Consider the following 23,368-nt stretch of genomic DNA (forward strand, 5'->3'; position numbering starts at 1 on the left):
CAGCTCCTACAAGGGTCACCTGTCCGGCGCGATCAATTGGCAGAGTTTGGCGGTCGCACTGATCATCTGACCACTGGGCCTTTCCAGACCTTTGTCACTGACCAATAGCAGTCTCCCCTGCCTGACTGCTGCCACCTGCGGCCAGGTCTTCCACGCCCCTAGCTGCGCCTGATCACCGGCGACAATCGCTTCCGGATCACGCTGCAATACCGCCTCGATACTCACCTGCGGTGCCGGCAGATTCAGCTCGGCGAAGACATTGCGCGCGCCGCACACCTCAAGCGCATCGCTGATGATCTGCCCGCCACCCACGGTGTAAAGCGGCTTGTCCCAGACTTGATAAAACACCCGCAGCGGCACATCACGACGATAACGCTGACGAAGGTCATCCAGTTGTTTACGCAATTCGGCCGCTCGTTGCGCCCCGCGTTCAGGACGCCCGAGCTGTTCGGCAATGGCTTCGATCTGCGCCGCAAGTTGCGTCAACGTATGCGGCTCGGCGACAAACGTGGGAATGTTCAGGCGCTTGAGCTGATCACGCTGCCCGGCGCCGACGCTGCCGGGCCAGAGCAGCAGCAAATCCGGTTTCAGGCTGAGCAAGCGCTCCATGTCGAGCTGGCCGTAGCGGCCCACTGATGGAACATCCGCTATCGCCGCCGGCCGCTTGCCCGCATCCAGCACGCCGACCAGCAGGTCGGCGGAATCCAGCTCAACGACGATTTCAGACAGCGAGGGGGCGAGGCTGACCACCCGCAGTGCGGCCAGCGCCGGGCTGCTCAGGCCGAGCAGCAGAACCGCCAGCCACAGGCGACGCATCAGCCGAGTTGACGCGGAATACGGTAGAGGTAGAACAGCACGGCGGTGGACAGCGCCAGCAGCATCAATGGCACGGCTTCGAGGCCAACGAATACCGCCAGTGCGCCAATCCAGGCCGGCAAAGACGCCACCAGCAACGCCGCACGCCGACGCGCCGCGAGGGCAATCCAGGCAGCGGGTTCTTCGGCGCTATCGAGGGCTTTTTGCGTAGCGATCAGGGCGTGTTTGTAGCGGGCGAAATACTTCAGGCTGACAAACATCGAGGCGACGCCGGCGATGAACAAAGGCATCGCCAGCACTGGCAACAGGCCCTGGCCTTCACCGAACAGCGCGTTGAGCATGAACAGCGGCAACAGCGCCAACGCCAGGTATTGCCACCAGGCCACCGCCAACCGCCGCCGCACCTGGCCGCGGGTCACGCGCGGTCGACCTCGCCCTGATGCTCGTTGCCCATCATGTGATCGAGCTTGCTGGCCTTGGTCGCCAGGTAGAGTTTGTTGTGCGGATTGTGGCCGGTGTGCAGCGGCACGCGCTCGGCGACGACAATGCCCATGTCGGTCAGCGCTTTGACCTTGCGCGGGTTGTTGGTCATCAGGCGCAGGGATTTCACACCCAAGTGTTCGAGCATCGGCAGGCACATGGCGTAGTCGCGCTGATCGGCAGCAAAGCCCAGACGCTCGTTGGCTTCCACGGTATCGGCGCCGCCGTCCTGCAATTCATAGGCGCGGATCTTGTTCAGCAGCCCGATGCCGCGACCTTCCTGACGCAGATACAGCAGCACGCCACGGCCTTCGCGGGCGATCGCCTGCAACGCCGCTTCCAGTTGCGAGCCGCAGTCGCAACGCTGGCTGAACAAGGCATCGCCGGTCAGGCATTCGGAATGCAGACGACCGAGTACCGGGGCGCCATCGGCAATTTCACCGAGGCTCAGCACGACGTGCTCACGCCCGGTGCTCTCATCGAGAAAGCCGTGCATGGTGAATTGCGCAAAAGGCGTTGGCAGCTTGGAAGCGGCGACGAAGACGACAGGCACCGATGTGCTCCTGATCTAGAAGACTGAAAATTCGCAGGCGGGCATTGTAACAGCAGGTTCCTACAGACGCTTAGGCTGAATTATCGGGCATAACGATCAAAAAGTTTGATGACACTCCCGCTCCCTGTAGGAGCTGTCGAGTGCAACGAGGCTGCGATCTTTTGATCTTGATCTACAGGCAGCAGATCAAAAGATCGCAGCCTCGTTGCACTCGTCAGCTCCTACAGAGATTTGAGTCGGCTTCAGTTCGGGTTGAACGGATACGGCTGCTGCCACTTCTCGAAGATCGGCTTCAACTCCCCGCTCTTGACCAGTTCCGCCATGCGCCGGTCATACAGCGCCATCAACGCCCGGGCCTGTGGCGTATCGGCGAAACCGAGAAACAGCGGCAACTCAGCCAGATGCGAATAGCGATACTGCGCTGGATCCGCGGCATCGCGCACGACGGCTTCAATTTCGGTCAGCGCATCGATGTAGTAATCCGCCCGCCCCTGCTTGAGCATCAGCAGAATGCCGGTGCGCCGTTCGATCTGGTTGAAGCGCTTGATGTTCGGCAGATAGTTTTCGTAGCGGTAGCCGCGCACCCAGGCCAAGCGGTATTTGCCCAGCGTCGCCTGTGTCGGCGGCGGGCTGCTCGCCAGGCCCAGCGCGTAGATGTGATCGGAGTCGAATTTCCACTGCGGGTACAGCACGCGCTCGGCCTCGTCGCGGTAGGAGCCGACCAGCGCGTCGACTTCCTTCAACTGCACCAGCCCGATCGAACGGGTATACGGCACCGTGCGGATATCCACCTTGACCCCGGCCGGCTCGAAGACTTTGCGCAACACGTCCCAGGCCAGGCCGTGGCCATCGGCGGCGGTGTAGTCTTGCCAGTCTTCGCTGGCCAGATGGATCACCGCAGGCACAGGCGCGGCGGCCTGCGCATGGGCGAACGTGCCCAGCAGAGCCAGAAGCAGCAGCGCCAACCCGCGTCGCAGCATTGCGTGTTTCCTCACGTGAGTCGAATCAGGCGAATACCCAGACCAGCCCTTGCATCGCCAGCCAGGCGAACACACCGGCCAGCACGTCGTCGAGCATGATGCCGACGCCGCCATGCACGTGCTTGTCGATCCAGCGGATCGGCCACGGCTTGAGAATATCGAAGAAGCGGAACACCAGAAAACCCGCGAGCAACCAGTACCAGCCTTCCGGCACCAGCCACAGGGTGATCCACATGCCGACCATTTCATCCCAGACGATGCCTTCGTGGTCGTGCACGCGCAAATCGTCAGCGACTTTGCCGCACAGCCAGAAGCCGAACAGCATGGTGATGCCAAGCATCAGCCAGTAGCCCCAGTCGGGCAGCATCTGCCATAGCGGAATGAACGGCAGCGCCACCAGCGAGCCCCACGTGCCCGGCGCTTTTGGCAAGGTGCCGGAGCCGAAGCCGAACGCGAGGAAATGCCACGGATTGCGCCAGACCGAGGGAGGCACGAATTCGGCAGGGACCTGTTTCGGGTGATCTGTCACGGTGTCTCCTGAAAATGTTGGTAGCCGCGAATCTGCGGAGTGATGTCGTGCCCGTCGCGGTCCAGCAGCAGCACGCCCTGGCCCGGCAGCACACGGCCGATCACATGAATCGGCCAACCGTCGGCCAGCAGTGCCGGCAACTCGGCGGTCGGCAAGGTGAAGGCCAGTACGTAATCATCACCACCGCTCAATGCCGCGCGCTCGGCACCGCGCTGGCCGAGAAACGCGACTAAAGCATCCGACAACGGTACACGCTCGCGTTCAATCTCAAGTCGCACCTTCGACGCCAGCGCGATATGCCCGCAATCGGCGAGCAGGCCATCGGAGATGTCCAGCGCCGCCGTAGCCTTGCCGCGCAGGGCCTGACCGAGCGCCAGTTGCGGTTGTGGCGACCAGTAATGCTCGAGCAGCGGCTGGGCGATATGCGCTTCGGCATCACGTTGAGCCAATACCAGCGGCAAGGCGCCGGCGGCATTGCCCAGTTCGCCGCCGACGCAGAGCAGATCACCGGCCTGCGCACCGCTGCGGGTCAAGGCCTGGCCAGCGGGTACGCGGCCGAACACGGTGACCGTCAGGCTCAACGGTCCGCGCGTGGTGTCGCCGCCGACCAGTGCGACGCCGCAGCTTTGCGCCATGCGGTTCAAACCCCGGGCATAGGCTTGCAGCCAATCGGCGGTTACCGTCGGTAAGGTCAGGGCAAGGGTGAACGCAACGGGCGCGGCGCCCATGGCGGCCAGGTCACTGACCGCGACGGCCAGCGAGCGCTGACCGAGCAGAAACGGATCGCAGGGGTCGGCGAAATGCACACCGGCCACCAGCGTATCGGTAGAAACCGCCAGCTGTTCCCCAGCGGGAACCGCCAGCAAGGCGCAGTCGTCACCGATCCCCAAAGCAACGCCTTCGCCGCCCTGCGCACAAGGCGCGGCGGCGAAGAAATTGCGGATCAGCTCAAACTCGCCCATGGCCGAGAAAAAGTATTCAAGCGCCGATCAGCGCTTGAACGCCTTCACTTCAGCTTCACGCAGGCGCGGGGCCAGCTTGTCGAGCACGCCGTTGACGAACTTGTGGCCGTCGGTCGAACCGAACACCTTGGCCAGCTCGATACCTTCGTTGATCACAACGCGGTACGGCACGTCGACGCGCTTGAGCAGTTCCCAGGTCGACAGGCGCAGAACCGCCAGTTCAACCGGGTCGAGCTCTTCGATCGCCAGATCCAGGCAAGGCGTCAGGGCAGTGTCGATTTCGGTCTTGAACTGCGGAACCCCGTGAAGGATTTCGCGGAAGTAGGCACCGTCGACATCGGTGAAATCGTTATCAACGCGAAACTGCGCTTCGATCTCGTTCAGCGATTGCTTGGCCATGTGCCACTGGTACAGCGCCTGAGTCGCGAGCTGACGGGCTTCGCGACGCTTGACGCTTTTCGAGGGTTTGCCGGCATCCGCAGGTTTCGGATCGCGCGGGTTGAAACGATCGCTTTCGTCGCTAATCACTTGGCCTCCAACTGCGCCAGCAGGCTGACCATTTCCAGAGCGGACAGGGCAGCTTCGGCACCTTTGTTACCGGCCTTGGTGCCGGAACGTTCGATGGCTTGCTCGATGGAGTCGACGGTCAGCACGCCGAACGCAACCGGAACGCCGAATTCCATGGAGACCTGGGCCAGGCCTTTGGTGCACTCGCCAGCCACGTATTCGAAGTGCGGAGTACCGCCACGAATGACCGCGCCAAGGGCGATGATCGCTGCGAACTCGCCTTTCTGGGCGACTTTCTGCGCAACCAGCGGGATTTCGAAGGCGCCCGGTGCGCGGATGATGGTGATGTCGCTTTCGCTCACGCCGTGGCGAACCAGGGCATCAACGGCACCGCTGACCAGGCTTTCAACCACGAAGCTGTTGAAGCGGCCCACTACCAGAGCGTAGCGGCCTTTGGGGGCGATGAAGGTACCTTCGATGGTCTTCAGGGTCATTCGTCAGTTCTCTTAAAGAGCCGGGACGCGTCTGCTACGCGTCCCTCAGTGATTATTTGCCGCGAATCGGAGTCCGGAAACAGCCGGTCATTATTCGGAGGGCACGTATTCTACAACTTCCAGATCGAAACCGGATATCGCATTGAACTTCATTGGTGCCGACATCAAGCGCATTTTGCGCACGCCGAGGTCACGCAGGATCTGCGAACCGGCACCGACAATGCTGTAGGTGGTCGGTTTTTTCGGCGCTGCCTGCTCACCGGTTTCACGGATATGCGCCAGCAGCACGTCGCCATCGAGCGGGTGACCGAGCAGCAGCACCACACCGCTGCCGGCCTCGGCGACCGCAGCCATGGCGGCGCGCAGGCTCCAGCGGCCCGGTTGCTTGACCATCAGCAGATCGCGCAGCGGGTCCATGTTGTGCACGCGAACCAGCGTCGGTTCTTCAGCGCAGACAGTGCCCAGCGTCAGGGCCATGTGCACGTCGCCTTCCACCGAATCACGATAGGTCACCAGGTTGAATTGGCCCAGTTCGCTGTCCAGCGGCTGCTCGGCAATCCGCTGAACGGTACGTTCGTGGATCATTCGGTAGTGGATCAGGTCGGCGATGGTGCCGATCTTGATGTTGTGTTCGGCGGCAAAGGCTTCGAGTTCAGCGCGACGGGACATGGTGCCGTCGTCGTTCATCACTTCGCAGATCACTCCGCTCGGCTCGAAACCGGCCATGCGCGCCAGGTCGCAAGCGGCTTCGGTGTGGCCGGCGCGAGCGAGGGTGCCGCCGGCCTGGGCCATCAGCGGGAAAATGTGGCCCGGGCTGACGATGTCTTCAGCCTTGGCGTCCTTGGCCGCAGCGGCCTGCACGGTGCGCGCGCGATCGGCGGCGGAGATGCCGGTGGTCACGCCTTCGGCAGCTTCGATCGATACGGTGAACTTGGTGCCGAAACCGGAACCGTTGCGCGGCGCCATCAGCGGCAGCTTCAACAGTTCGCAGCGCTCGCGGCTCATCGGCATGCAGATCAGGCCACGGGCGTGCTTGGCCATGAAGTTGATGTGTTCGGCTTGGCAGCATTCGGCGGCCATTATCAGATCGCCTTCATTCTCGCGGTCTTCGTCATCCATGAGGATGACCATCTTGCCTTGGCGGATGTCTTCAACCAGTTCTTCGATGCTATTGAGCGCCACAAGGCACCCCCTTCTTTTGAATTATTTGAGGTAGCCGTTTTGGGCCAGAAAGCTTTCGGTGATGGTGCTGCCGGCGGTCTTCTCGGCGGCCTTGTCGCCCAGCAGCAGACGCTCCAGATAACGCGCCAGCAGGTCGACTTCCAGATTCACCCGGCGGCCCGGCTTATATGAAGCCATGATGGTTTCGCTGAGGGTGTGCGGAATGATCGTCAGCATGAATTCGGCGCCATCGACTTCGTTCACGGTCAGGCTGGTGCCGTCGACGGTGATCGAGCCTTTGTGGGCGATGTACTTGGCCAGTTCTTTCGGCGCGCGGATGCGAAATTCCACGGCGCGGGCATTGTCGCTGCGCGATACCACTTCACCGACGCCGTCGACGTGTCCGCTGACCAGATGCCCGCCGAGGCGAGTGGTCGGGGTCAGGGCTTTTTCCAGATTGACCGGGCTGCCGCTTTTCAAGTCATTCATGGCGGTGCAATCGAGGGTTTCGCGGCTGACGTCGGCGGCGAAACCGTCGCCCGGCAGCTCGACGGCGGTCAGGCAAACGCCGTTGACCGCGATGCTGTCGCCGAGTTTGACGTCACTCAGATCGAGCTTGCCGGTTGCGACGTGCACCCGCACATCACCGCCCTTTGGGGTCAGTGCGCGGATACTGCCGATGGATTCGATGATGCCGGTGAACATGGGGTTCTCCTTGAGAACGAGGCCAGCGCTAACGCGATGGCCGGGAATTATACGCGGGCTGCAGGGACAGGGATCGCAGTGACTCGCCAGTCATCGCCCACCGCGCGGATTTCAGTGATTTTCAGCTCCGGCGCATCTTTCATCTGCGCCAGCGGCCAGTCGAGCAGCGGACGGGCCGTGGAGCCGAGGAACTTGCCGGCAATGAAGATCACGAATTCGTCGACCAGCCCCAGTTGCGCAAAGGCGCCGGCCAGACGCGGACCGGCCTCGACCAGCACCTCGTTGGTGCCACGATTGGCCAGTTCGATAAGCAACTGATGCAGATCGACCTGGCCGTCATCACCCGGCACGATCAGGCATTCCGGGCCATTGGCATATTGCTCCTCGACCGCGACACAGGTGGCCACCAGCGCCGGCCCGGCCTTGAAGAACGGCGCCTCCAGCGGCACTCGCAGGCGGCCATCGATCAATACGCGCAATGGCGGGCGACTCATGGCCAGCGCGGTTTGCTCGCTGTCCAGACCGAGTTCGTCTGCGCGTACGGTCAAGCGTGCGCCATCGGCCAGCACCGTGTCGGCGCCGGTCAGCACCACAGCCGCCTCAGCGCGCAAACGCTGTACCGCTGAACGCGCCGCCGGGCCGGTGATCCATTGGCTCTCGCCGCTTTCCATCGCTGTGCGCCCGTCGAGGCTCATGGCCAGCTTGACCCGCACGAACGGCAAGCCATGCTCCATGCGTTTCAGAAAACCTTGATTGAGCTTGCGTGCTTCGCCCTCCAGCACACCGCTTTCAGTGGCAATACCGGCATCAGCCAAGCGCTGCAAACCGCGGCCGGCGACCTGCGGATTGGGATCACGCATCGCCGCCACGACCCGGGCAACGCCAGCGGTCACCAAGGCATCGGCACACGGCGGCGTGCGCCCGTGGTGGCTGCAAGGCTCGAGGGTGACATACGCCGTCGCGCCCCGGGCCTGCTCGCCAGCGGCGCGCAGGGCGTGGACTTCGGCATGGGGTTCGCCGGCGCGCTCATGCCAGCCTTCGCCGACAATCTGCCCGTCACGCACCACCACGCAACCGACTCGCGGATTGGGATGGGTGGTGTAGTGGCCCTTGCGCGCCAGTTCCAGCGCGCGGGCCATGAAATGGGCGTCGAGGATCGCCTGCTCGGCGGCGGTGGTCATTCTTTCACCGGTTCGCGGGCGAGGCGGTCGATCTCTTCGCGGAATTCATTGAGGTCCTGGAAGCGCTTGTACACCGAGGCAAAACGGATATAAGCGACTTCATCAAGCTTTTGCAGCTCGGCCATCACCAGCTCGCCGACCACGAGGGATTTGACCTCGCGTTCGCCGGTGGCGCGCAGCTTGTGCTTGATATGGACCAGAGAGGATTCGAGGCGCTCGACGCTGACCGGACGTTTCTCCAGCGCGCGTTGCATGCCGGCGCGGAGTTTTTCTTCGTCGAACGGTTGGCGGCTGCCGTCGGTTTTGATCAGGCGCGGCAACACCAGTTCGGCCGTCTCGAACGTCGTGAAACGTTCGCCGCAGGCCAGGCATTCACGCCGGCGGCGCACCTGTTCGCCCTCGGCGACCAGACGCGAGTCGATGACCTTGGTGTCGTTGGCACCGCAGAAGGGACAGTGCATGGTGGCTGGCAACAAAAAATGGGAGGGCCATGGTAGCGCATCCCCGTGGCAAGACAAGCCATAGGCTTTGCGGTATACAGAACGGCATGATCGTCTGATCCATGGAATTCATTCTGCCGGAGCCTCCAATGCCGTTACGTCCGCTCGTTCTGCTCAGTCTTTTCAGCCTGCTGGTGGCCTGTGGCAGCGACGCACCCAAGCCGCAACCGCCGACGCCGGGCCCCGCGCCGCAACAGGCGCAGAAAAAAGCCAAAGAGGCCGCCGAACTCGGCCCGCTGCCAGCCCATCAGCGCGAATTGAGCGGCACCCTGCAAGGCGTGCCGGCCGGCGCTGAGGTCGAACTGGCGCTACTGGTGATCGACGAAAAGGATCGCCCGCAACAATTGCTCGCCAGTTCCAGCCTGATCGGCAACAACCAGATCCTGCCGTTTCATCTGCGCTTCAACCCCGAGGCATTTCCGGCCGGCGCACGGGTTGAGCTGCGCGGTCGCGCGAGCCAGTCCGGACAACTGATCCTGCACCTGCCGTCGCAGACCATCACCCAACCGACCACTCAGGCGTTGGGCCAGCTGCAATTCGTCAAAGCGCCATGACAGCACCGCTCGACCTGCAACAGGCCTTGGGGGAATTGCTCGGCGACGCCAGACTGAAAGCCTGTGCGTTGCCGGGCACTGATTTGCAGCTGTGGTTGATCGATGGCGACAACATGGCCCGCGAATTCAGCCAGGAAGAAACCCAGCGGATCCTGCATGAACCGCCCTATTGGAGTTTTTGCTGGGCCAGCGGCTTGGCCGTGGCGCGTTATCTGGCACAGTTTCCCGACTGGGTGCGCGGCAAACGCGTGCTGGATTTCGGCGCCGGTTCCGGAATTGCCGGCATCGCGGCGGTGAAGGCCGGAGCGCTGGAAGTGGTGGCCTGCGATCTCGATCCGCTGGCGATCGCCGCGTGCCGGGCGAATGCCGAGCTCAATGATGTGCAGATGAATTATTCGACGGATTTCTTTGCCGAGGCCGATCGCTTCGATCTGATTCTGGTCGCCGACGTGTTGTATGACCGGGCGAACTTGCCGCTGCTCGACGCGTTTCTCAGTCGCGGCCGTGAGGCGCTGGTGGCGGATTCGCGGGTGCGGGATTTTCGTCATCCGTTATATGAGCGAATTGAAATGCTCGAAGCGATGACCTTGCCGGATCTGGCCGAGCCTGAGGAATTCAGGCATGTCAGCCTTTACCATGCGCGGCGTGATTGACGCCGCCAAAAGATCGCAGCCTTCGGCAGCTCCTACAGTGCAACGCATTCCAAAGTAGGAGCTGCCGAAGGCTGCGATCTTTTGCGTCACCCCTTATAGTGCGGTCATTGACGCTTAGAGAGATTCCCCATGAGTCAGCAAACGCCGTACATCTTCGACGCCACGACTGCCGATTTCGACCAGTCGGTGATCGAAGCCTCCTTCAACAAACCGGTGCTGGTGGACTTCTGGGCCGAGTGGTGTGCGCCGTGCAAGGCGCTGATGCCGATGCTGCAGGGCATTGCCGAGAGCTATCAGGGCGAGCTGCTGCTGGCCAAGGTCAACTGCGACATCGAGCAGGACATCGTCGCCCGCTTCGGCATCCGCAGCCTGCCGACCGTGGTGCTGTTCAAGGACGGTCAGCCGGTCGATGGCTTTGCCGGGGCACAACCGGAATCCGCCGTGCGCGCCCTGCTCGAACCGCATGTGCAGATGCCGCCACCGGCCGCTGCTGACCCGTTCGAACAGGCTCAGGCGATGTTCGACGAAGGTCACTTCGCCGAGGCGGAAGCGGTGCTGGTGACCATTCTCAATGAAGACAATACCAACGCCAAAGCGCTGATCCTTTACGCACGCTGCCTGACCGAACGCGGTGAGCTGGGCGAAGCGCAAACCGTGCTCGACGCGGTCAAGAGCGATGAGCACAAAGCCGCACTCGCCGGGGCCAAGGCGCAGATCCAGTTCCTCGGCCTCGCCCGCGACCTGCCGGACGCCGCCGACCTGAAAAGCCGCCTGGCGCAAAATCCGCAGGATGATGAAGCGGTGTATCAACTGGCGATCCAGCAACTGGCGCGCCAGCAATACGAAGCGGCGCTGGACGCCTTGCTCAAACTGTTCATCCGCAACCGCAGCTACGGGGAAGGCTTGCCGCACAAGACCTTGCTGCAGGTGTTCGAGCTGTTGGGCAATGATCATCCGTTGGTGACGGCTTACCGTCGCAAGGTATTCGCTGCGCTTTATTGAGAGCAAAAGATCGCAGCGTGCCGCAGCTCCTACATCGGATCGTGCTCATCGCGGCTTTTTGCGGATGAAGACTGATTCTGTAGGAGCTGCCGAAGGCTGCGATCTTTTAAGGCTTACCCGATCCAGCTGTAGAGCGGCGTATCCCCGCCGCTCGCCACTTTCACATCGGAACTGTGGCGCAGACGCACCAGCAAACGCTTGCCCGCTGCCGCACTGCCGGTGAGCGCTTCCAGTTGATCGAGCAGATCCGGTCCACTGAGTTGCCCGGCCTTGCGCAGCAAGTCTTTGGCCACCTGCCACAGCGCATCATCCTGATTCACCGGCTTCGCCGCCGGAGCGGGCGCAACCGCCTCAGACTGCGCAATCGGCGCCTGCCCGCTTAGCGCGGAACCCAGCCTCGCCCAATCGCTGTCATCCAGCTCCACCGTCAAATCCACCGGCACCTCGCCGACCGTTCCGCGTATCCGCAACATCAAGTTCGCTCCTGCATTTTTCTGACCTGCATGCTCCCATGGGACTTGTGCAACGCCAAGCGACGTTGTCCAGTGTGGCGGTTATCGAGCATTCATCTACAGTGTCCTTTTTCTCACAGCACCCTGTAATGAAACGAAGTTACTACGCCCTATTGATGACCCCACTCTTGCTCATCGTGGCATGGCGCATCTGGTTGCCTGCCGATCTTTCGGCTTGTCCCGCTGACGGGGAAACTGCAGGTCCACTGACCCTTGTTATTCGTGATTACTTTGAGCGCAATAGCCGGACCGACTGGCGAGACATGGATGATCGTTTCGACATACTTTCAACCCCCGAAGGCCAGAGCATAGCGAGTCAACCGAATTCACACACTTGCGAAGCATTGCGGGTACTCCAGAGTCCGGCGTTCAGTCAGAGTGAAAAAATCTTCACCATGGCACTTATGTTCAGACTGCCAATCGACCAGTACATGGCCCTGATGGATCGCAGTCATCAACTCTACACGCAGGGCAAAATGGATAAGGAGGTGCTGACTCTGGTGGTATTTCCGCGCGGAACAGCCATCAACTACTGGTGGCTTCCGGCTTGGCGACAGCGTTTCAGTCGCGATGCCCCGAGCGTGCTCGACACAAATCTGATCAACGATGTTCTTTCGGGACACTATTGGTTCGACTATCCCGGCGCAGGCTTCTGATTCTGCAAGCATGACATCCAATCCCAGCACCGCCCGCGAACTCATCCCGGGCGGTGCTTAGCCATGTCTTGCGCAATCTCAAGCGCACGGGCACACTCTGCGCACTTTCGTTATAAGATTACATAACAAACTTTTCATTTTTCTCGGAGTCCGTCATGCGTCGTCTGTTGCTCGCTTTGCCGTTTGCCCTGTTGCCGCTGGCCGCTGCCCATGCGGTTGATGAGCACGATCATGATCATGAGCACGGCAGCCTCGGCGCTCACGAACATGGTGTGGGTCGCCTGAACGCCGCGCTCGATGGTCAGACCCTGGAGCTGGAGCTGGAAAGCCCGGCGATGAATCTGGTGGGTTTTGAACACACCGCCACGTCGGATGCCGACAAGGCCAAAGTCGCTGCCGCTCGTGCGCAGCTGGAAAAACCATTGGCTCTGTTCAGCCTGCCCGCTGCGGCCGGTTGCAAGGTGGTCAGCCAGGAATTGGAAAGCCCGCTGTTCGGCGACAAGCCGGACGCCGATGATCACGACGAAGATGAAGCGGACAAGGACGGTCACGAGCATCACCACGACCACAGCGAAATCCATGCGCATTACCAATTCAGCTGCGCCACACCGGGCGCGCTGAGCACGCTGAACCTGACGAACATCTTCAAGACCTTCCCGGCGACGCAGAAGATTCAGGTACAACTGATCAGCGCGACTGGCCAGCAAGGTACCGAAGTGACGGCGAAATCGGCTGCGCTGAAATTCTGAAGCGAATGAAGATCCCCTGTAGGAGCTGACGAGTGCAACGAGGCTGCGATCTTTTGATCCTGGTTTTTTACAACCAAAAGATCGCAGCCTCGTTGCACTCGTCAGCTCCTACAGGGGTCCGTGTCCAACCATGAAATCGGTGCCATGACCCAAGCACTCATCGAACTTTCCGACCTTGGCTTCAACTGGCCCGGTCACCCGCCGCTGCTGGACATCCCGGCGTTTCGTCTGGAAGCCGGCGAAACCCTGTTTCTCAAAGGTCCCAGCGGCAGCGGCAAGACCACCCTGCTCGGCCTGCTTGGCGGGGTGCAGAAGCCCGGTCGCGGCAGCATTCGCCTGCTCGGCCAGGAGCTGACCGAACTGTCTGCCGGCAAGCGCGATACGTTTCGTGTCGATCACACCGGCTACATTTTCCAGCAATTCAACCTGTTGCCGTTTCTCTCGGTGCGCGAGAACGTTGAGTTGCCGTGTCACTTCTCGAAACTGCGCGCGCAACGGGCGAAACAGCGCCACGGCAGCGTCGATCAGGCCGCCGCCACCCTGCTCGCGCACTTGGGTCTGAAAGACGAAAGCATCCTCAGCCGCCGCGCCGACTCGCTGTCCATCGGCCAGCAACAACGGGTCGCTGCCGCCCGCGCGTTGATCGGCCAACCGGAACTGGTGATCGCCGACGAACCGACCTCGGCACTGGATTACGACGCCCGCGAGAACTTCATTCGCCTGCTGTTTGCCGAGTGCCGCGAGGCCGGATCGAGTCTGTTGTTCGTCAGCCACGACCAGAGCCTGGCGCCGCTGTTCGACCGTCATCTGTCCCTGGCCCAACTCAATCGCGCCGCCACGTCCGCCGAGGTCTGAGATGTATCTGTTTCGTCTGGCCATGGCCAGCTTGGCCAACCGCCGTTTCACCGCATTGCTCACCGCCTTCGCCATCGCCCTGTCGGTGTGCCTGCTGCTCGCCGTCGAGCGTGTGCGCACCGAAGCCAAGGCCAGTTTCGCCAGCACCATCAGCGGTACTGACCTGATCGTCGGCGCTCGTTCGGGGTCGGTGAACCTGCTGCTGTATTCGGTGTTCCGCATCGGCAACGCTACCAACAACATCCGTTGGGACAGCTTTGAACACTTCGCCAACAATCCGAAAGTGAAGTGGGCAATCCCCATGTCCCTCGGCGATTCCCATCGCGGCTATCGAGTGATGGGCACCACCGAAGCCTACTTCGAGCACTACCAGTACGGGCGCCAGCAACACCTGGCGCTGGCCGACGGTCGCGCGTTTGCCACCGATCCTTTCGAAGTGGTGCTCGGCGCCGAAGTCGCCGAAGCGCTGCACTACAAGCTCGGCGACAAACTGGTACTGGCCCACGGCGTGGCGGCGATCAGCCTGGTCAAGCACGACGACAAACCCTTCACCGTGGTCGGCATCCTCCAGCGTACCGGCACCCCGGTGGACCGCACGTTGCACATCAGCCTCGGCGGCATGGAGGCGATCCACATTGACTGGCACAACGGCGTGCCGGCGCGCGGCAACGGGCGGATCAGCGCTGATCAGGCGCGCAACATGGACCTGACCCCGCAAGCGATCACCGCGTTCATGCTCGGCCTCAACAGCAAGATTTCCACCTTCGCCTTGCAGCGCGAGATCAACGAATACCGTGGCGAACCGATGCTGGCGATCCTGCCGGGCGTGGCCTTGCAGGAATTGTGGAGCCTGATGGGTACGGCCGAGAAAGCCTTGTTCGTGGTCTCGCTGTTTGTGGTGCTGACGGGGCTGATCGGCATGCTCACGGCGATTCTCACCAGCCTCAACGAACGTCGCCGCGAGATGGCGATTCTGCGTTCGGTGGGGGCGCGGCCGTGGCACATCGCAAGCCTGCTGGTGCTGGAAGCCTTTGCGTTGGCGCTGGCCGGAGTCATCGCCGGACTGGCATTGCTATACATCGGCATCGCCGCTGCGCAGGGTTACGTGCAGGCCAATTACGGTTTGTACCTGCCGCTGGCATGGCCGAGCGAGTATGAATGGACGCTGCTCGGTGGCATTCTGGCGGCCGCGCTGCTGATGGGCAGCGTGCCGGCCTGGCGCGCGTATCGCCAATCATTGGCCGATGGCCTGTCGATCCGTTTATGAGGATGTTCACCATGCCCCGCGCCCTGCTTGCGCTGCTGATGCTGGTCGCCCTGCCCGTGTGGGCGGCGGCGCCGAAAGACCTGACCTGGTCGGAAATGATCCCGCCGGACGCCGCGCCGGAAGTGCCGAACATGACCCCGTTGCACGACCTGTCGAAGATGGGCGACGCACTTTCCGCCGAGTCCGCACCAGCGGCCAAGCAGGACATGCCCAATGCACCGGTCGTGAAGAACCTCGACGGACAGAACATTCGCTTGCCGGGCTATATCGTGCCGCTGGAAGTCAGCGAAGAGGGGCGCACCACCGACTTTTTGCTGGTGCCGTACTTCGGCGCCTGCATCCACGTACCGCCACCGCCGTCGAACCAGATCGTCCATGTGAAAAGCGAACTGGGCGTGAAGCTCGATGAGCTGTATCAGCCGTATTGGGTTGAGGGACCGTTGCAGGTGAAAGCCTCGAGCAGTGAACTGGCCGATGCCGGGTATCAGATGGAGGCGGAGAAGATTTATGCGTATGAGCTGCCGGAGTAATTCCCGGTAGTTTTGTATTGGCTGGTCTATCGTCTTCGCGAGCAGGCTCGCTCCCACAGGTGATCACATTCCAAGGTGGGAGCGAGCCTGCTCGCGAATAGGCCCTCAAGGGTTCCACAAAACCCCGCCCCTTCACTGTTTCATTGAGCTGAGTCAAAACACCGTATCAGACGGCTTCGTACCCTAGGACATCGAATTTTTATGTCCTTTCGGAGCCCCCATGAACAAGTCCTTGCTCAGCGCCCCGCTGTTTGCCCTAGCGCTCGCAGCCCCGCTCGCCCATGCCCACGAAGCCGGTGACATTCTCGTGCGCGCTGGCGCGATCACCGTCAACCCGAAGGCCGACAGTTCCAGCGTCAAGGTCGATCAGGGTCCGCTGAGCGGCACTAATCTGGGCGGCAAGGCGACCATGAGCAGCGACACCCAACTGGGTCTGAACTTCGCCTACATGCTCACCAACAACATCGGTATCGAGCTGCTGGCAGCCACGCCGTTCGAGCATGACGTCAAGCTCAAGGGCACCGCCCTGCCCGCCGCCAACGGCAAGCTCGGCACGCTGAAACACCTGCCGCCGACCCTCAGCGTCGTCTACTACCCGCTGGATTCGAAATCGGCCTTCCAGCCGTATGTGGGTGGTGGCATCAACTACACCTGGATCTACGACGAACACGTCGGCAGCGAAGCCAGCGCCAACGGCTTCAGCAACTTCAAGGCGAAAAACTCCTGGGGCCTGGCCTGGCAGGTCGGCGCCGACTACATGATCACCGACAACATCATGCTCAACGCCCAGGTGCGCTACATCGATATCGACACCCGCGCGACCGTCGAGAACAACGCCGTCGCCCCCGGCACCCGTGCACGGGTAAATGTGGACGTCGATCCGTTCATCTACATGGTCGGTCTGGGCTATAAGTTCTAGGCTGATTTTTACCGAACGTTCACGTGGTGGTGAATGAGGCTTGGTGGCGGGCAGGCACAGACCTGACGACGACCGTACGCAGTCGACCGGGGGACAACGTTCCCTCGCCACAGGAGTAGCGATATTCCGGCCGTGAAAAAGGCGCCTGATGAAGGGCGCCTTTTTCATTTGCTGCTGAGTCATGTGGGGCGTTGGAGGCCCGGCGCCCTCACCCCACCCCTCTCCCGGGGGAGAGGGAGCCGATTTGTGTGTTGTTCAAAACCTGAGTTCGACTGGGTATCGCAAGTCGGCGTACTTCTCACAAACACCTCAGTCAGTTCCCTCTCCCCCTGGGAGAGGGCTAGGGTGAGGGGCTTCTCAGGAGCGCCCGAGCAAGCGCGCCAAGCCCACACTCATCGGCGTCTGCGGGGGCATTTCAAAGCGCTGCAGCAAGCGTCGGTTATCCGCTCGCGAATGACGGATATCACCCGAACGCGCAGGCCCGTAGCTCACGGGCGGCAACTCACCGACTACCGATTTCAACGCTTCGAGCATCTGCTTCAGGCTCATCGCCTGATTCCAGCCAACATTGACCGCGCCTTCCTGTACATCAGGCTTTTCCAGCGCCTGCACCAGCAAATCCACCAGATCCCCGACAAAGAGGAAATCCCGAGTCTGCTCGCCATCGCCAAACACGGTGATCGGTAAACCTTTCGACGCGCGCTCGCTGAAGATGCTGATCACCCCGGAATACGGCGAGGAAGGATCCTGGCGTGGGCCGAAGATGTTGAAGAAGCGAAAGATTGCCGGCTCCAGGCCATGCTGGCGGCGGTAGAAATCGAAGTAATGTTCACCGGCCAATTTGTCCGAGGCATACGGTGTCAGCGGCGCCTTCGGCGTGTCTTCATCAATCGACTCGCCCTCGCCATTGTTGCCGTACACCGCCGCGCTGGAGGCATACACCACGCGCTTGACCCCGGCCAGACGCATGGCTTCGCAGACATTCAGGGTGCCGATGAAATTGCTCTGATGGGTTTTCACCGGATCGTCCACCGAGGCCTGCACCGAGGCCACGGCCGCCAGATGCGCGACAGCGTTGCAACCTTGCATGGCGCGGGCGACCAAAGCGGCATCGGCGACATCGCCGACCACCAGTTCAACCTTGGGATTGTCCAGCGGCAAATTGCTGCGCTTGCCGGTCGACAGGTCGTCGAGCACGCGCACTGCGTAGCCCTTGGCGAGCAGCGCGTCGCTCAGGTGCGAGCCGATGAATCCGGCTCCGCCAGTGATCAGAACCGTTGCTTCAGCCATGTCGGTAAAACCTGTCCAGTAGACCCGGGAGTGCGGCACGCCAGGCGCGCGGCTTGATCCCGAAAGTGTGGAGAATTTTCTTGCAGGCCAGTACCGCGTGTTGCGGTTCTTCGGCGGCGTCCGGGCGCGCGGCGTGGGCCTGCGCGGTCGGTGCTTCGATCGCCAGCGGATGCAGGCTGCGTGCTTCGGTGAGAATCGCCTGGCCCAGCGCCAGCGGTGTGGTCGCTTCGTGGCCGGCGTAATGGTAAGTGCCCCACAGCGGCGCGGCGCAGTCGAGTTGCTTGAGCACGGAAATGATCACTCGCGCGGCGTCATCGACCGGAGTCGGATTGCCGCGACGATCATCGGCCAGCAGCAATTCTTCGGGTTTTTCCGCGCGGGCGAGGAAGCGTCCGAGGGTGCCGTCCAGACTGTCGTCGAGCAGCCAGCCAAACCGCAGCAATACATGTTGCGGGCAGGTCGCGCGAACGCTTTGCTCGATGCGCCACAAGGCCTGACCACGCAGGCCCAGCGGTACCGGTTCGTCTTTCTCGCTGTAGGCTGTGGCCCGCGAGCCGTCGAACACGCGATAGCTCGACGGCTGCACGAGGACAATGTTGTGGTGCTGGCACAGTTCGGCCAGACGCTCGATGGCGCGTTCCTGGCCGGTCATGCGGCTTTCGCTGACGCTCTCGGCCTGGAACCAGTCGAAATAGTAGGCGAGGTTGATCAACGCATCGGGACGGGTGTCGTCGAGCAGTTGCGTGAGGCTCGCGGCATCCCAGCCGTTTTCGGGCGGGCGGGGGGCGAGGAAACCGATGTCTTCTTCCGCACCGAGGCGAATCAGCGCCTGCCCAAGGGCATTTCCGCCGCCCAGTAACATAAGGCGCATTCGCATAGAGTCAGCAGGCCCAGTCTGATTGGAACGATGGCTTTGGCGACGGTTCTCGTGGAACCGTCGTCGATAATTGCCGGAATCGTTGCATTTTGCGGGTTTAGTGCGCAACCGTCATCCGTAAAGTGTAGATCCGCGAATTTGCGGCGTCCCGACCGGCCCCTTCGCGAGCAGGCTCGCTCCCACAGGGGACCGGGTTCCAAGGTGGGAGCGAGCCTGCTCGCGAAGGCGTCCGAACGGTACTTGCATCTTCCCGCCCCCGCCCGCATAACTTCAGTCATGAATCTGCCCCTCCCCGCCAACAGTGCGCTGGCCGGTTTTCACCCCGCCGTCAGTGCCTGGTTCAACAAGACTTTCCCGGCGGTCACCGCCGCTCAGGCCCGTGCGTGGCCGTTGATTCGCCAGCGCCGGTCGACGCTGATTGCCGCGCCTACCGGCTCGGGCAAAACCCTGACCGCGTTCCTCGCCGTGCTCGATGAGCTTGTCCATCGAGGTCTGGAACAGCCCGATGGCCTGCCCGCCGAAACCCTGGTGATCTATGTCTCGCCGCTGAAGGCACTGTCCAACGACATCCAGATCAATCTGCAGAACCCGCTCGCTGGCATTACCGCGCAATTGCGCGAAATGGGCCTGCCGGAGCTGACCATCACTACCGCCGTACGAACCGGCGACACGCCGCAGAAAGACCGCGCCGCCATGCGCAAGATCGCACCGCACATTCTGGTCACCACCCCGGAATCGCTGTACGTGCTGCTTGGCTCGGAATCCGGGCGCAGGATGCTCGGCACCACGCGCACGGTGATCATTGACGAAATCCACGCCATGGCCGCCGGCAAGCGCGGCAGTCATCTGTCCTTGAGCCTCGAGCGTTTGCAAGCACTCTGCGCCGAACCGCTGACCCGCATCGGCCTGTCCGCCACCCAGAAGCCGGTAGAAGCCGTGGCGCGGTTTCTGGTCGGTCATGCCCGCCCCTGCGAAATCGTCGACATAGGCCACGCCCGCCCACGAGACCTGGGTATCGAAGTGCCGCCGGTGCCGCTGTCGGCGGTGATGGCCAATGATGTCTGGGAACTGGTGTACGAGCGCCTCGCCGAACTCGCCCGCGAGCATCGCACCACACTGATTTTCGTCAATACCCGACGCCTTGCCGAGCGCCTCAGCCGGCATCTGAGCGAGCGCCTCGGCAAGCAGGCCGTGGCCGCGCACCACGGCAGCCTGGCCAAAGAGTTTCGCCTCGATGCGGAACAGCGCCTCAAGCGCGGCGAGTTGCAGGTGCTGATCGCCACGGCGTCGCTGGAGCTGGGCATCGATATCGGTGAAGTCGACCTGGTCTGCCAGATCAGTTCACCGCGTTCGATCGCCGCGTTTCTGCAACGAGTCGGTCGCTCCGGACACCAGGTCGGCGGCACGCCCAAGGGGCGTTTGTTCGCCACCACCCGCGACGATCTGATCGAGTGCGCCGCCCTGCTCGACTGCGTGCGCCGGGGCGAGCTGGATACGCTGCACATTCCGGAAAAACCGCTGGACGTGCTGGCGCAGCAGATCATTGCCGAGGTCAGTTGCCAGGAATGGTCGGAGGACGCGTTGCTGGCGATGTTCCGCCGAGCGTGGCCGTATCGCGATCTCGACGAAAAACACTATCAGGCCCTGCTGAGCATGCTCGCCGAGGGTTACAACGGCCGTCAGGGCATTCGCAGCGCCTACCTGCACCGCGATGCCGTCAGTCGCACCTTGCGTGGCCGGCGTGGCGCGCAACTGACCGCCGTGACCAGCGGCGGCACCATCCCGGACAACGCCGACTACAGCGTATTGCTAGAACCCCAGGGCTTGAACATCGGCAGCGTCAACGAAGATTTCGCCGTGGAAAGTATCGCCGGCGACGTGTTCCAGCTCGGCAATACCTCGTACCGCATCCTGCGGGTGGAAAGCGGCAAAGTGCGCGTCGAGGATGCGCAGGGCATGCCGCCGACCATTCCGTTCTGGCTCGGCGAAGCGCCGGGGCGCAGTGATGAACTGTCGGCGGCCGTCGCGCGCCTGCAAGCGCAGTTGGACGAATTGCTCAGCGCCAGCCCCGGTAATCTGCAACCGGCGCTCGACTGGCTGACCACCATACTCGGCCTCAACCTCGCCAGCGCCGAGCAATTGGTCGAATATCTGGCGCGCGCACGGCAAACCCTTGGCGCCCTGCCCTCGCAGGACACGCTGTTGATGGAGCGGTTTTTCGACGAGTCCGGCGGCACCCAACTGATCATTCACACGCCGTTCGGCAGCCGCATCAACCGCGCCTGGGGCCTGGCCCTGCGCAAGCGTTTCTGCCGCACCTTCAACTTCGAGTTGCAGGCCGCCGCCAGCGAAGACGCGATCGTGCTGTCGCTGTCCACCAGTCACAGCTTCGAGCTCGACGAAGTCTGGCGTTACCTGCACAGCAACAGCGCCGAACACACGCTCATTCAAGCGGTGCTTGATGCGCCGTTGTTCGGCGTGCGCTGGCGCTGGAATGCCGGAGTGGCGCTGGCATTGCCGCGTTTTACCGGCGGGCGCAAAGTCGCTCCGCAACTGCAACGGATGAAAAGCGAAGACCTGATCGCCAGTGTGTTTCCCGACCAGATCGCCTGCCTGGAAAACCTCGCCGGCGAGCGTGAAGTCCCCGAGCATCCGTTGGTGGAACAGACCCTCGACGATTGCCTGCACGAAGCGATGGACAGCGAAGGCTGGCTGACCCTGCTGCGGCGCATGGAGCGTGGCGAGGTGCGCCTGATCGCCCGTGATCTGCCTGCGCCGTCGCCACTGGCGGCAGAAATTCTCAGCGCCCGACCCTACACGTTTCTCGACGACGCGCCGCTGGAGGAACGCCGCACGCAAGCGGTGATCAACCGGCGCTGGAGCGATCCGCAATCGACCGATGACCTTGGCGCGCTCGATGCCGATGCGATCACCGCAGTGCGCGAAGAAGCCTGGCCGTCGCCCAATTCCATGGATGAGATGCACGAAGCGCTGATGAGCCTCGCCTGCATCGGCGACGCCGAAGCCCAAGCCAACGCGGGCTGGCAGGACTGGCTGCAAACGCTGATGGCCAGCGGCCGCGCCTGCCTGTTGCAGATCGACGCCGAGCATCAGTTATGGCTGGCTCGTGAACGCTTGAGTTGCCTGCAAGCACTTTATCCACAGGCCACGTTGCTGACTGAGGCGGTGGTGCTGCCCGGCTTCGACGACACGTGGGCATTCGATGAGGCGTTGGTCGAAGTGATCCGCGCCCGCCTCGGCGCCTTTGGGCCGATCCCGTTGCCCGCCATCGCCGAACCGCTCGCCCTGCCAGCCGCGCAAGTCAATCAGGCCCTCGCGCAACTGGAGCGTGAAGGTTACGTCTTGCGCGGCCAGTTCACGCCGAACAGCGTGATTGAAGAATGGTGCGAACGCCATCTGCTGGCGCGCATCCATCGCTACACAGTCAAGCGCCTGCGCCGGGAAATCGAACCGGTGGCATTGCAGGATTTCATGCGTTTTCTGTTCGACTGGCAGCATCTGACGCCGGCCACCCAAGGTCAGGGCAGCGCGGTGTTGCCGGCGATTATCGGCCAGTTCGAAGGCTACCCGGCGGCAGCTTCGGCGTGGGACAGCGACATCCTGCCGGCGCGCCTCAAGGACTACTCGCCGAGCTGGCTGGACGACCTGTGCCGCAACGGCAAACTGGTGTGGACGCGCATCAATGCGCGGCAGAAGGTCAGCGGCTCGGCATTGCGCAGTACACCGATTGTGTTGCTGCCGCGTAGCCAGGTGGGTTTGTGGAGTGCGTTGGCGGAACAGACGCCAGTGAGTGAGTTATCGCCGAAAACACAGAAAGTCTTCGAGGCGCTGAGTCAGCATGGCGCGCTGTTTTTCGATGAGCTGATTCATGAAGCGCGCCTGCTGCGCAGCGAACTGGAAATCGCCTTGCAGGAACTGGTCGCCGCAGGTTTGGTCAACGCCGACAGCTTCGCCGGCCTGCGTGCACTGATCACTCCTGCAAGCAAGCGCCAGCAGCGCAGCAGTCGACGCGGACGCGGGGCGTTTATCGGCGGCATGGACGATGCCGGGCGCTGGGCATTGCTGCGCCGTGGATCAACCGTGGATTCGGCCGAAACGCTCGAACATGTCGCCATGACCCTGCTGCGCCGCTACGGCGTGGTGTTCTGGCGTTTGCTGGAACGCGAGGCGGACTGGCTGCCGAGCTGGCGGGAATTGCTGCGCACCTTTCATCGTCTGGAAGCGCGGGGCGAGATTCGCGGCGGTCGGTTTGTCAGTGGTCTGGCTGGCGAGCAGTTTGCCTTGCCCGAAGCCATTCCCTTGCTGCGCGAAGTCCGTCGACGCCCGCAGGACGGCAGCCTGGTGGCGGTGTGCGGGGTTGATCCATTGAATCTCGCCGGGACGTTGTTGCCCGGGGTGAAAGTGCCGGCGCTGGTGAGCAATCGGCTGGTGTATCGCGATGGGGTGCCGGTGGCGGCGGTGATTGCCGGCAAGCAGCAGGTTTGGGTAGAGCTGGATCCGATAGCCATGGGGCAACTGCATGCCAAGCTGATCCGGCATTGAGAGTGTTCGCACCGGCGTCTTCGCGAGAAGGCTCGCTCCCACAGTCCAATCCCGTTTCCCCTGTGGGAGCGAG

At 62.4% G+C, this 23,368-nt stretch carries 25 protein-coding genes; 10 read left to right on the forward strand and 15 right to left on the reverse strand.

Annotated features, from left to right (window positions below; all coding sequences use genetic code 11):
• Window positions 1–15: 15 nt before the first annotated feature.
• From ND528_RS24035 to nrdR, 12 genes are all read right to left on the reverse strand, one after another.
• Window positions 16–816 carry a cobalamin-binding protein gene (locus ND528_RS24035; protein WP_263471371.1) on the reverse strand — a complete coding sequence of 267 codons (801 nt, stop codon included), beginning with the start codon at window positions 814–816 and terminating at the stop codon, window positions 16–18.
• Entirely contained in the window at window positions 816–1,235 is a 420-nt protein-coding gene (locus ND528_RS24040; protein WP_212617235.1) for an MFS transporter, read from the reverse strand. Before ND528_RS24040 ends, ND528_RS24035 begins: the two co-directional genes overlap by 1 nt.
• On the reverse strand, window positions 1,232–1,849 hold the full coding sequence (gene ribA / locus ND528_RS24045) for a GTP cyclohydrolase II (RefSeq protein WP_024014485.1): 618 nt from the start codon (window positions 1,847–1,849) through the stop codon (window positions 1,232–1,234). Before ribA ends, ND528_RS24040 begins: the two co-directional genes overlap by 4 nt.
• A 242-nt stretch (window positions 1,850–2,091) precedes the next feature.
• Entirely contained in the window at window positions 2,092–2,829 is a 738-nt protein-coding gene (locus ND528_RS24050) for a substrate-binding periplasmic protein (RefSeq protein WP_263471372.1), read from the reverse strand.
• Between the two features lie 25 nt (window positions 2,830–2,854).
• On the reverse strand, window positions 2,855–3,358 hold the full coding sequence (locus ND528_RS24055) for a phosphatidylglycerophosphatase A family protein (protein ID WP_039761886.1): 504 nt from the start codon (window positions 3,356–3,358) through the stop codon (window positions 2,855–2,857).
• Window positions 3,355–4,320, reverse strand: coding sequence for a thiamine-phosphate kinase (gene thiL / locus ND528_RS24060; protein WP_263471373.1), 966 nt, complete (start codon window positions 4,318–4,320; stop codon window positions 3,355–3,357). Before thiL ends, ND528_RS24055 begins: the two co-directional genes overlap by 4 nt.
• Window positions 4,321–4,347: 27 nt before the next feature.
• Complete coding sequence (gene nusB / locus ND528_RS24065; RefSeq protein ID WP_039761889.1) at window positions 4,348–4,848, reverse strand: transcription antitermination factor NusB; 501 nt, start codon at window positions 4,846–4,848, stop codon at window positions 4,348–4,350.
• Entirely contained in the window at window positions 4,845–5,321 is a 477-nt protein-coding gene (gene ribH, locus ND528_RS24070) for a 6,7-dimethyl-8-ribityllumazine synthase (RefSeq protein WP_003228649.1), read from the reverse strand. Before ribH ends, nusB begins: the two co-directional genes overlap by 4 nt.
• A 90-nt stretch (window positions 5,322–5,411) precedes the next feature.
• Window positions 5,412–6,503 (reverse strand): bifunctional 3,4-dihydroxy-2-butanone-4-phosphate synthase/GTP cyclohydrolase II, encoded by a 1,092-nt coding sequence (ribBA, locus tag ND528_RS24075; protein WP_039761895.1) that lies wholly within the window; start codon window positions 6,501–6,503, stop codon window positions 5,412–5,414.
• A 21-nt stretch (window positions 6,504–6,524) separates the two neighbouring features.
• A complete protein-coding gene (locus ND528_RS24080) occupies window positions 6,525–7,187 on the reverse strand; it encodes a riboflavin synthase (RefSeq protein WP_016772981.1) in 663 nt (220 codons plus the stop codon).
• Between the two features lie 47 nt (window positions 7,188–7,234).
• Window positions 7,235–8,368: a bifunctional diaminohydroxyphosphoribosylaminopyrimidine deaminase/5-amino-6-(5-phosphoribosylamino)uracil reductase RibD gene (gene ribD / locus ND528_RS24085; protein WP_137215687.1), complete on the reverse strand. Its 1,134-nt coding sequence runs from the start codon at window positions 8,366–8,368 to the stop codon at window positions 7,235–7,237.
• A complete protein-coding gene (nrdR, locus tag ND528_RS24090) occupies window positions 8,365–8,829 on the reverse strand; it encodes a transcriptional regulator NrdR (RefSeq protein WP_007910946.1) in 465 nt (154 codons plus the stop codon). The genes ribD and nrdR overlap by 4 nt, the downstream gene beginning before the upstream one ends.
• Before the next feature lie 128 nt (window positions 8,830–8,957).
• On the opposite strand from nrdR, the gene ND528_RS24095 reads away from it, so the two are divergent.
• The 3 genes from ND528_RS24095 (at window position 8,958) to trxA (ending at window position 11,077) form a co-directional block, all read left to right on the forward strand.
• Window positions 8,958–9,422: a YbaY family lipoprotein gene (locus ND528_RS24095; RefSeq protein WP_042610623.1), complete on the forward strand. Its 465-nt coding sequence runs from the start codon at window positions 8,958–8,960 to the stop codon at window positions 9,420–9,422.
• The gene (locus ND528_RS24100) at window positions 9,419–10,075 is read left to right on the forward strand and encodes a class I SAM-dependent methyltransferase (protein ID WP_263471374.1); all 657 of its coding nucleotides are present in this window, start codon (window positions 9,419–9,421) and stop codon (window positions 10,073–10,075) included. The genes ND528_RS24095 and ND528_RS24100 overlap by 4 nt, the downstream gene beginning before the upstream one ends.
• A gap of 129 nt (window positions 10,076–10,204) precedes the next feature.
• Window positions 10,205–11,077, forward strand: coding sequence for a thioredoxin (gene trxA / locus ND528_RS24105; RefSeq protein WP_016772977.1), 873 nt, complete (start codon window positions 10,205–10,207; stop codon window positions 11,075–11,077).
• A 113-nt stretch (window positions 11,078–11,190) separates the two neighbouring features.
• Here trxA and ND528_RS24110 read toward each other — a convergent pair whose 3' ends face one another.
• The gene (locus ND528_RS24110; RefSeq protein WP_110603834.1) at window positions 11,191–11,550 is read right to left on the reverse strand and encodes a hypothetical protein; all 360 of its coding nucleotides are present in this window, start codon (window positions 11,548–11,550) and stop codon (window positions 11,191–11,193) included.
• 128 nt (window positions 11,551–11,678) lie between these two features.
• Between ND528_RS24110 and ND528_RS24115 the strand changes: the two genes are divergently transcribed.
• From ND528_RS24115 to ND528_RS24140, 6 genes are all read left to right on the forward strand, one after another.
• Entirely contained in the window at window positions 11,679–12,245 is a 567-nt protein-coding gene (locus ND528_RS24115; protein ID WP_263471375.1) for a hypothetical protein, read from the forward strand.
• Between the two features lie 155 nt (window positions 12,246–12,400).
• The gene (locus ND528_RS24120; protein ID WP_263471376.1) at window positions 12,401–12,994 is read left to right on the forward strand and encodes a DUF2796 domain-containing protein; all 594 of its coding nucleotides are present in this window, start codon (window positions 12,401–12,403) and stop codon (window positions 12,992–12,994) included.
• A gap of 144 nt (window positions 12,995–13,138) precedes the next feature.
• Entirely contained in the window at window positions 13,139–13,849 is a 711-nt protein-coding gene (locus tag ND528_RS24125; RefSeq protein ID WP_263471377.1) for an ABC transporter ATP-binding protein, read from the forward strand.
• A 1-nt stretch (window position 13,850) separates the two neighbouring features.
• Complete coding sequence (locus ND528_RS24130) at window positions 13,851–15,116, forward strand: ABC transporter permease (protein WP_212617245.1); 1,266 nt, start codon at window positions 13,851–13,853, stop codon at window positions 15,114–15,116.
• An 11-nt stretch (window positions 15,117–15,127) separates the two neighbouring features.
• Complete coding sequence (locus tag ND528_RS24135; protein ID WP_263471378.1) at window positions 15,128–15,646, forward strand: DUF3299 domain-containing protein; 519 nt, start codon at window positions 15,128–15,130, stop codon at window positions 15,644–15,646.
• 220 nt (window positions 15,647–15,866) lie between these two features.
• Window positions 15,867–16,565: an OmpW/AlkL family protein gene (locus ND528_RS24140; protein ID WP_024014503.1), complete on the forward strand. Its 699-nt coding sequence runs from the start codon at window positions 15,867–15,869 to the stop codon at window positions 16,563–16,565.
• A 357-nt stretch (window positions 16,566–16,922) separates the two neighbouring features.
• On the opposite strand, the gene ND528_RS24145 is transcribed toward ND528_RS24140, so the two are convergent.
• Window positions 16,923–17,855, reverse strand: a complete 933-nt coding sequence (locus ND528_RS24145; RefSeq protein WP_263471379.1) for an NAD-dependent epimerase/dehydratase family protein — start codon at window positions 17,853–17,855, stop codon at window positions 16,923–16,925.
• Entirely contained in the window at window positions 17,848–18,732 is an 885-nt protein-coding gene (locus tag ND528_RS24150) for an NAD(P)-dependent oxidoreductase (RefSeq protein WP_263471380.1), read from the reverse strand. Before ND528_RS24150 ends, ND528_RS24145 begins: the two co-directional genes overlap by 8 nt.
• 276 nt (window positions 18,733–19,008) lie before the next feature.
• Between ND528_RS24150 and ND528_RS24155 the strand changes: the two genes are divergently transcribed.
• Entirely contained in the window at window positions 19,009–23,295 is a 4,287-nt protein-coding gene (locus ND528_RS24155; RefSeq protein ID WP_263471381.1) for a DEAD/DEAH box helicase, read from the forward strand.
• Window positions 23,296–23,368 lie beyond the last annotated feature (73 nt).

This window comes from Pseudomonas mercuritolerans (assembly GCF_025706525.1).
GTDB classification, from domain to species: Bacteria; Pseudomonadota; Gammaproteobacteria; order Pseudomonadales; family Pseudomonadaceae; genus Aquipseudomonas; species Aquipseudomonas mercuritolerans.

Excerpts from the sequence above, each read along its gene's own strand:
- ND528_RS24035 (WP_263471371.1), bottom strand. The coding sequence starts at position 816 with ATGCGTCGCCTGTGGCTGGCGGTTCTGCTGCTCGGCCTGAGCAGCCCG.
- ND528_RS24050 (WP_263471372.1), bottom strand. The coding sequence starts at position 2,829 with ATGCTGCGACGCGGGTTGGCGCTGCTGCTTCTGGCTCTGCTGGGCACG.
- thiL (WP_263471373.1), bottom strand. The coding sequence starts at position 4,320 with ATGGGCGAGTTTGAGCTGATCCGCAATTTCTTCGCCGCCGCGCCTTGT.
- ribH (WP_003228649.1), bottom strand. The coding sequence starts at position 5,321 with ATGACCCTGAAGACCATCGAAGGTACCTTCATCGCCCCCAAAGGCCGC.
- ND528_RS24080 (WP_016772981.1), bottom strand. The coding sequence starts at position 7,187 with ATGTTCACCGGCATCATCGAATCCATCGGCAGTATCCGCGCACTGACC.
- ribD (WP_137215687.1), bottom strand. The coding sequence starts at position 8,368 with ATGACCACCGCCGCCGAGCAGGCGATCCTCGACGCCCATTTCATGGCC.
- nrdR (WP_007910946.1), bottom strand. The coding sequence starts at position 8,829 with ATGCACTGTCCCTTCTGCGGTGCCAACGACACCAAGGTCATCGACTCG.
- ND528_RS24095 (WP_042610623.1), top strand. The coding sequence starts at position 8,958 with ATGCCGTTACGTCCGCTCGTTCTGCTCAGTCTTTTCAGCCTGCTGGTG.
- ND528_RS24100 (WP_263471374.1), top strand. The coding sequence starts at position 9,419 with ATGACAGCACCGCTCGACCTGCAACAGGCCTTGGGGGAATTGCTCGGC.
- trxA (WP_016772977.1), top strand. The coding sequence starts at position 10,205 with ATGAGTCAGCAAACGCCGTACATCTTCGACGCCACGACTGCCGATTTC.
- ND528_RS24110 (WP_110603834.1), bottom strand. The coding sequence starts at position 11,550 with ATGTTGCGGATACGCGGAACGGTCGGCGAGGTGCCGGTGGATTTGACG.
- ND528_RS24115 (WP_263471375.1), top strand. The coding sequence starts at position 11,679 with ATGAAACGAAGTTACTACGCCCTATTGATGACCCCACTCTTGCTCATC.
- ND528_RS24120 (WP_263471376.1), top strand. The coding sequence starts at position 12,401 with ATGCGTCGTCTGTTGCTCGCTTTGCCGTTTGCCCTGTTGCCGCTGGCC.
- ND528_RS24125 (WP_263471377.1), top strand. The coding sequence starts at position 13,139 with ATGACCCAAGCACTCATCGAACTTTCCGACCTTGGCTTCAACTGGCCC.
- ND528_RS24130 (WP_212617245.1), top strand. The coding sequence starts at position 13,851 with ATGTATCTGTTTCGTCTGGCCATGGCCAGCTTGGCCAACCGCCGTTTC.
- ND528_RS24135 (WP_263471378.1), top strand. The coding sequence starts at position 15,128 with ATGCCCCGCGCCCTGCTTGCGCTGCTGATGCTGGTCGCCCTGCCCGTG.
- ND528_RS24140 (WP_024014503.1), top strand. The coding sequence starts at position 15,867 with ATGAACAAGTCCTTGCTCAGCGCCCCGCTGTTTGCCCTAGCGCTCGCA.
- ND528_RS24145 (WP_263471379.1), bottom strand. The coding sequence starts at position 17,855 with ATGGCTGAAGCAACGGTTCTGATCACTGGCGGAGCCGGATTCATCGGC.
- ND528_RS24150 (WP_263471380.1), bottom strand. The coding sequence starts at position 18,732 with ATGCGAATGCGCCTTATGTTACTGGGCGGCGGAAATGCCCTTGGGCAG.
- ND528_RS24155 (WP_263471381.1), top strand. The coding sequence starts at position 19,009 with ATGAATCTGCCCCTCCCCGCCAACAGTGCGCTGGCCGGTTTTCACCCC.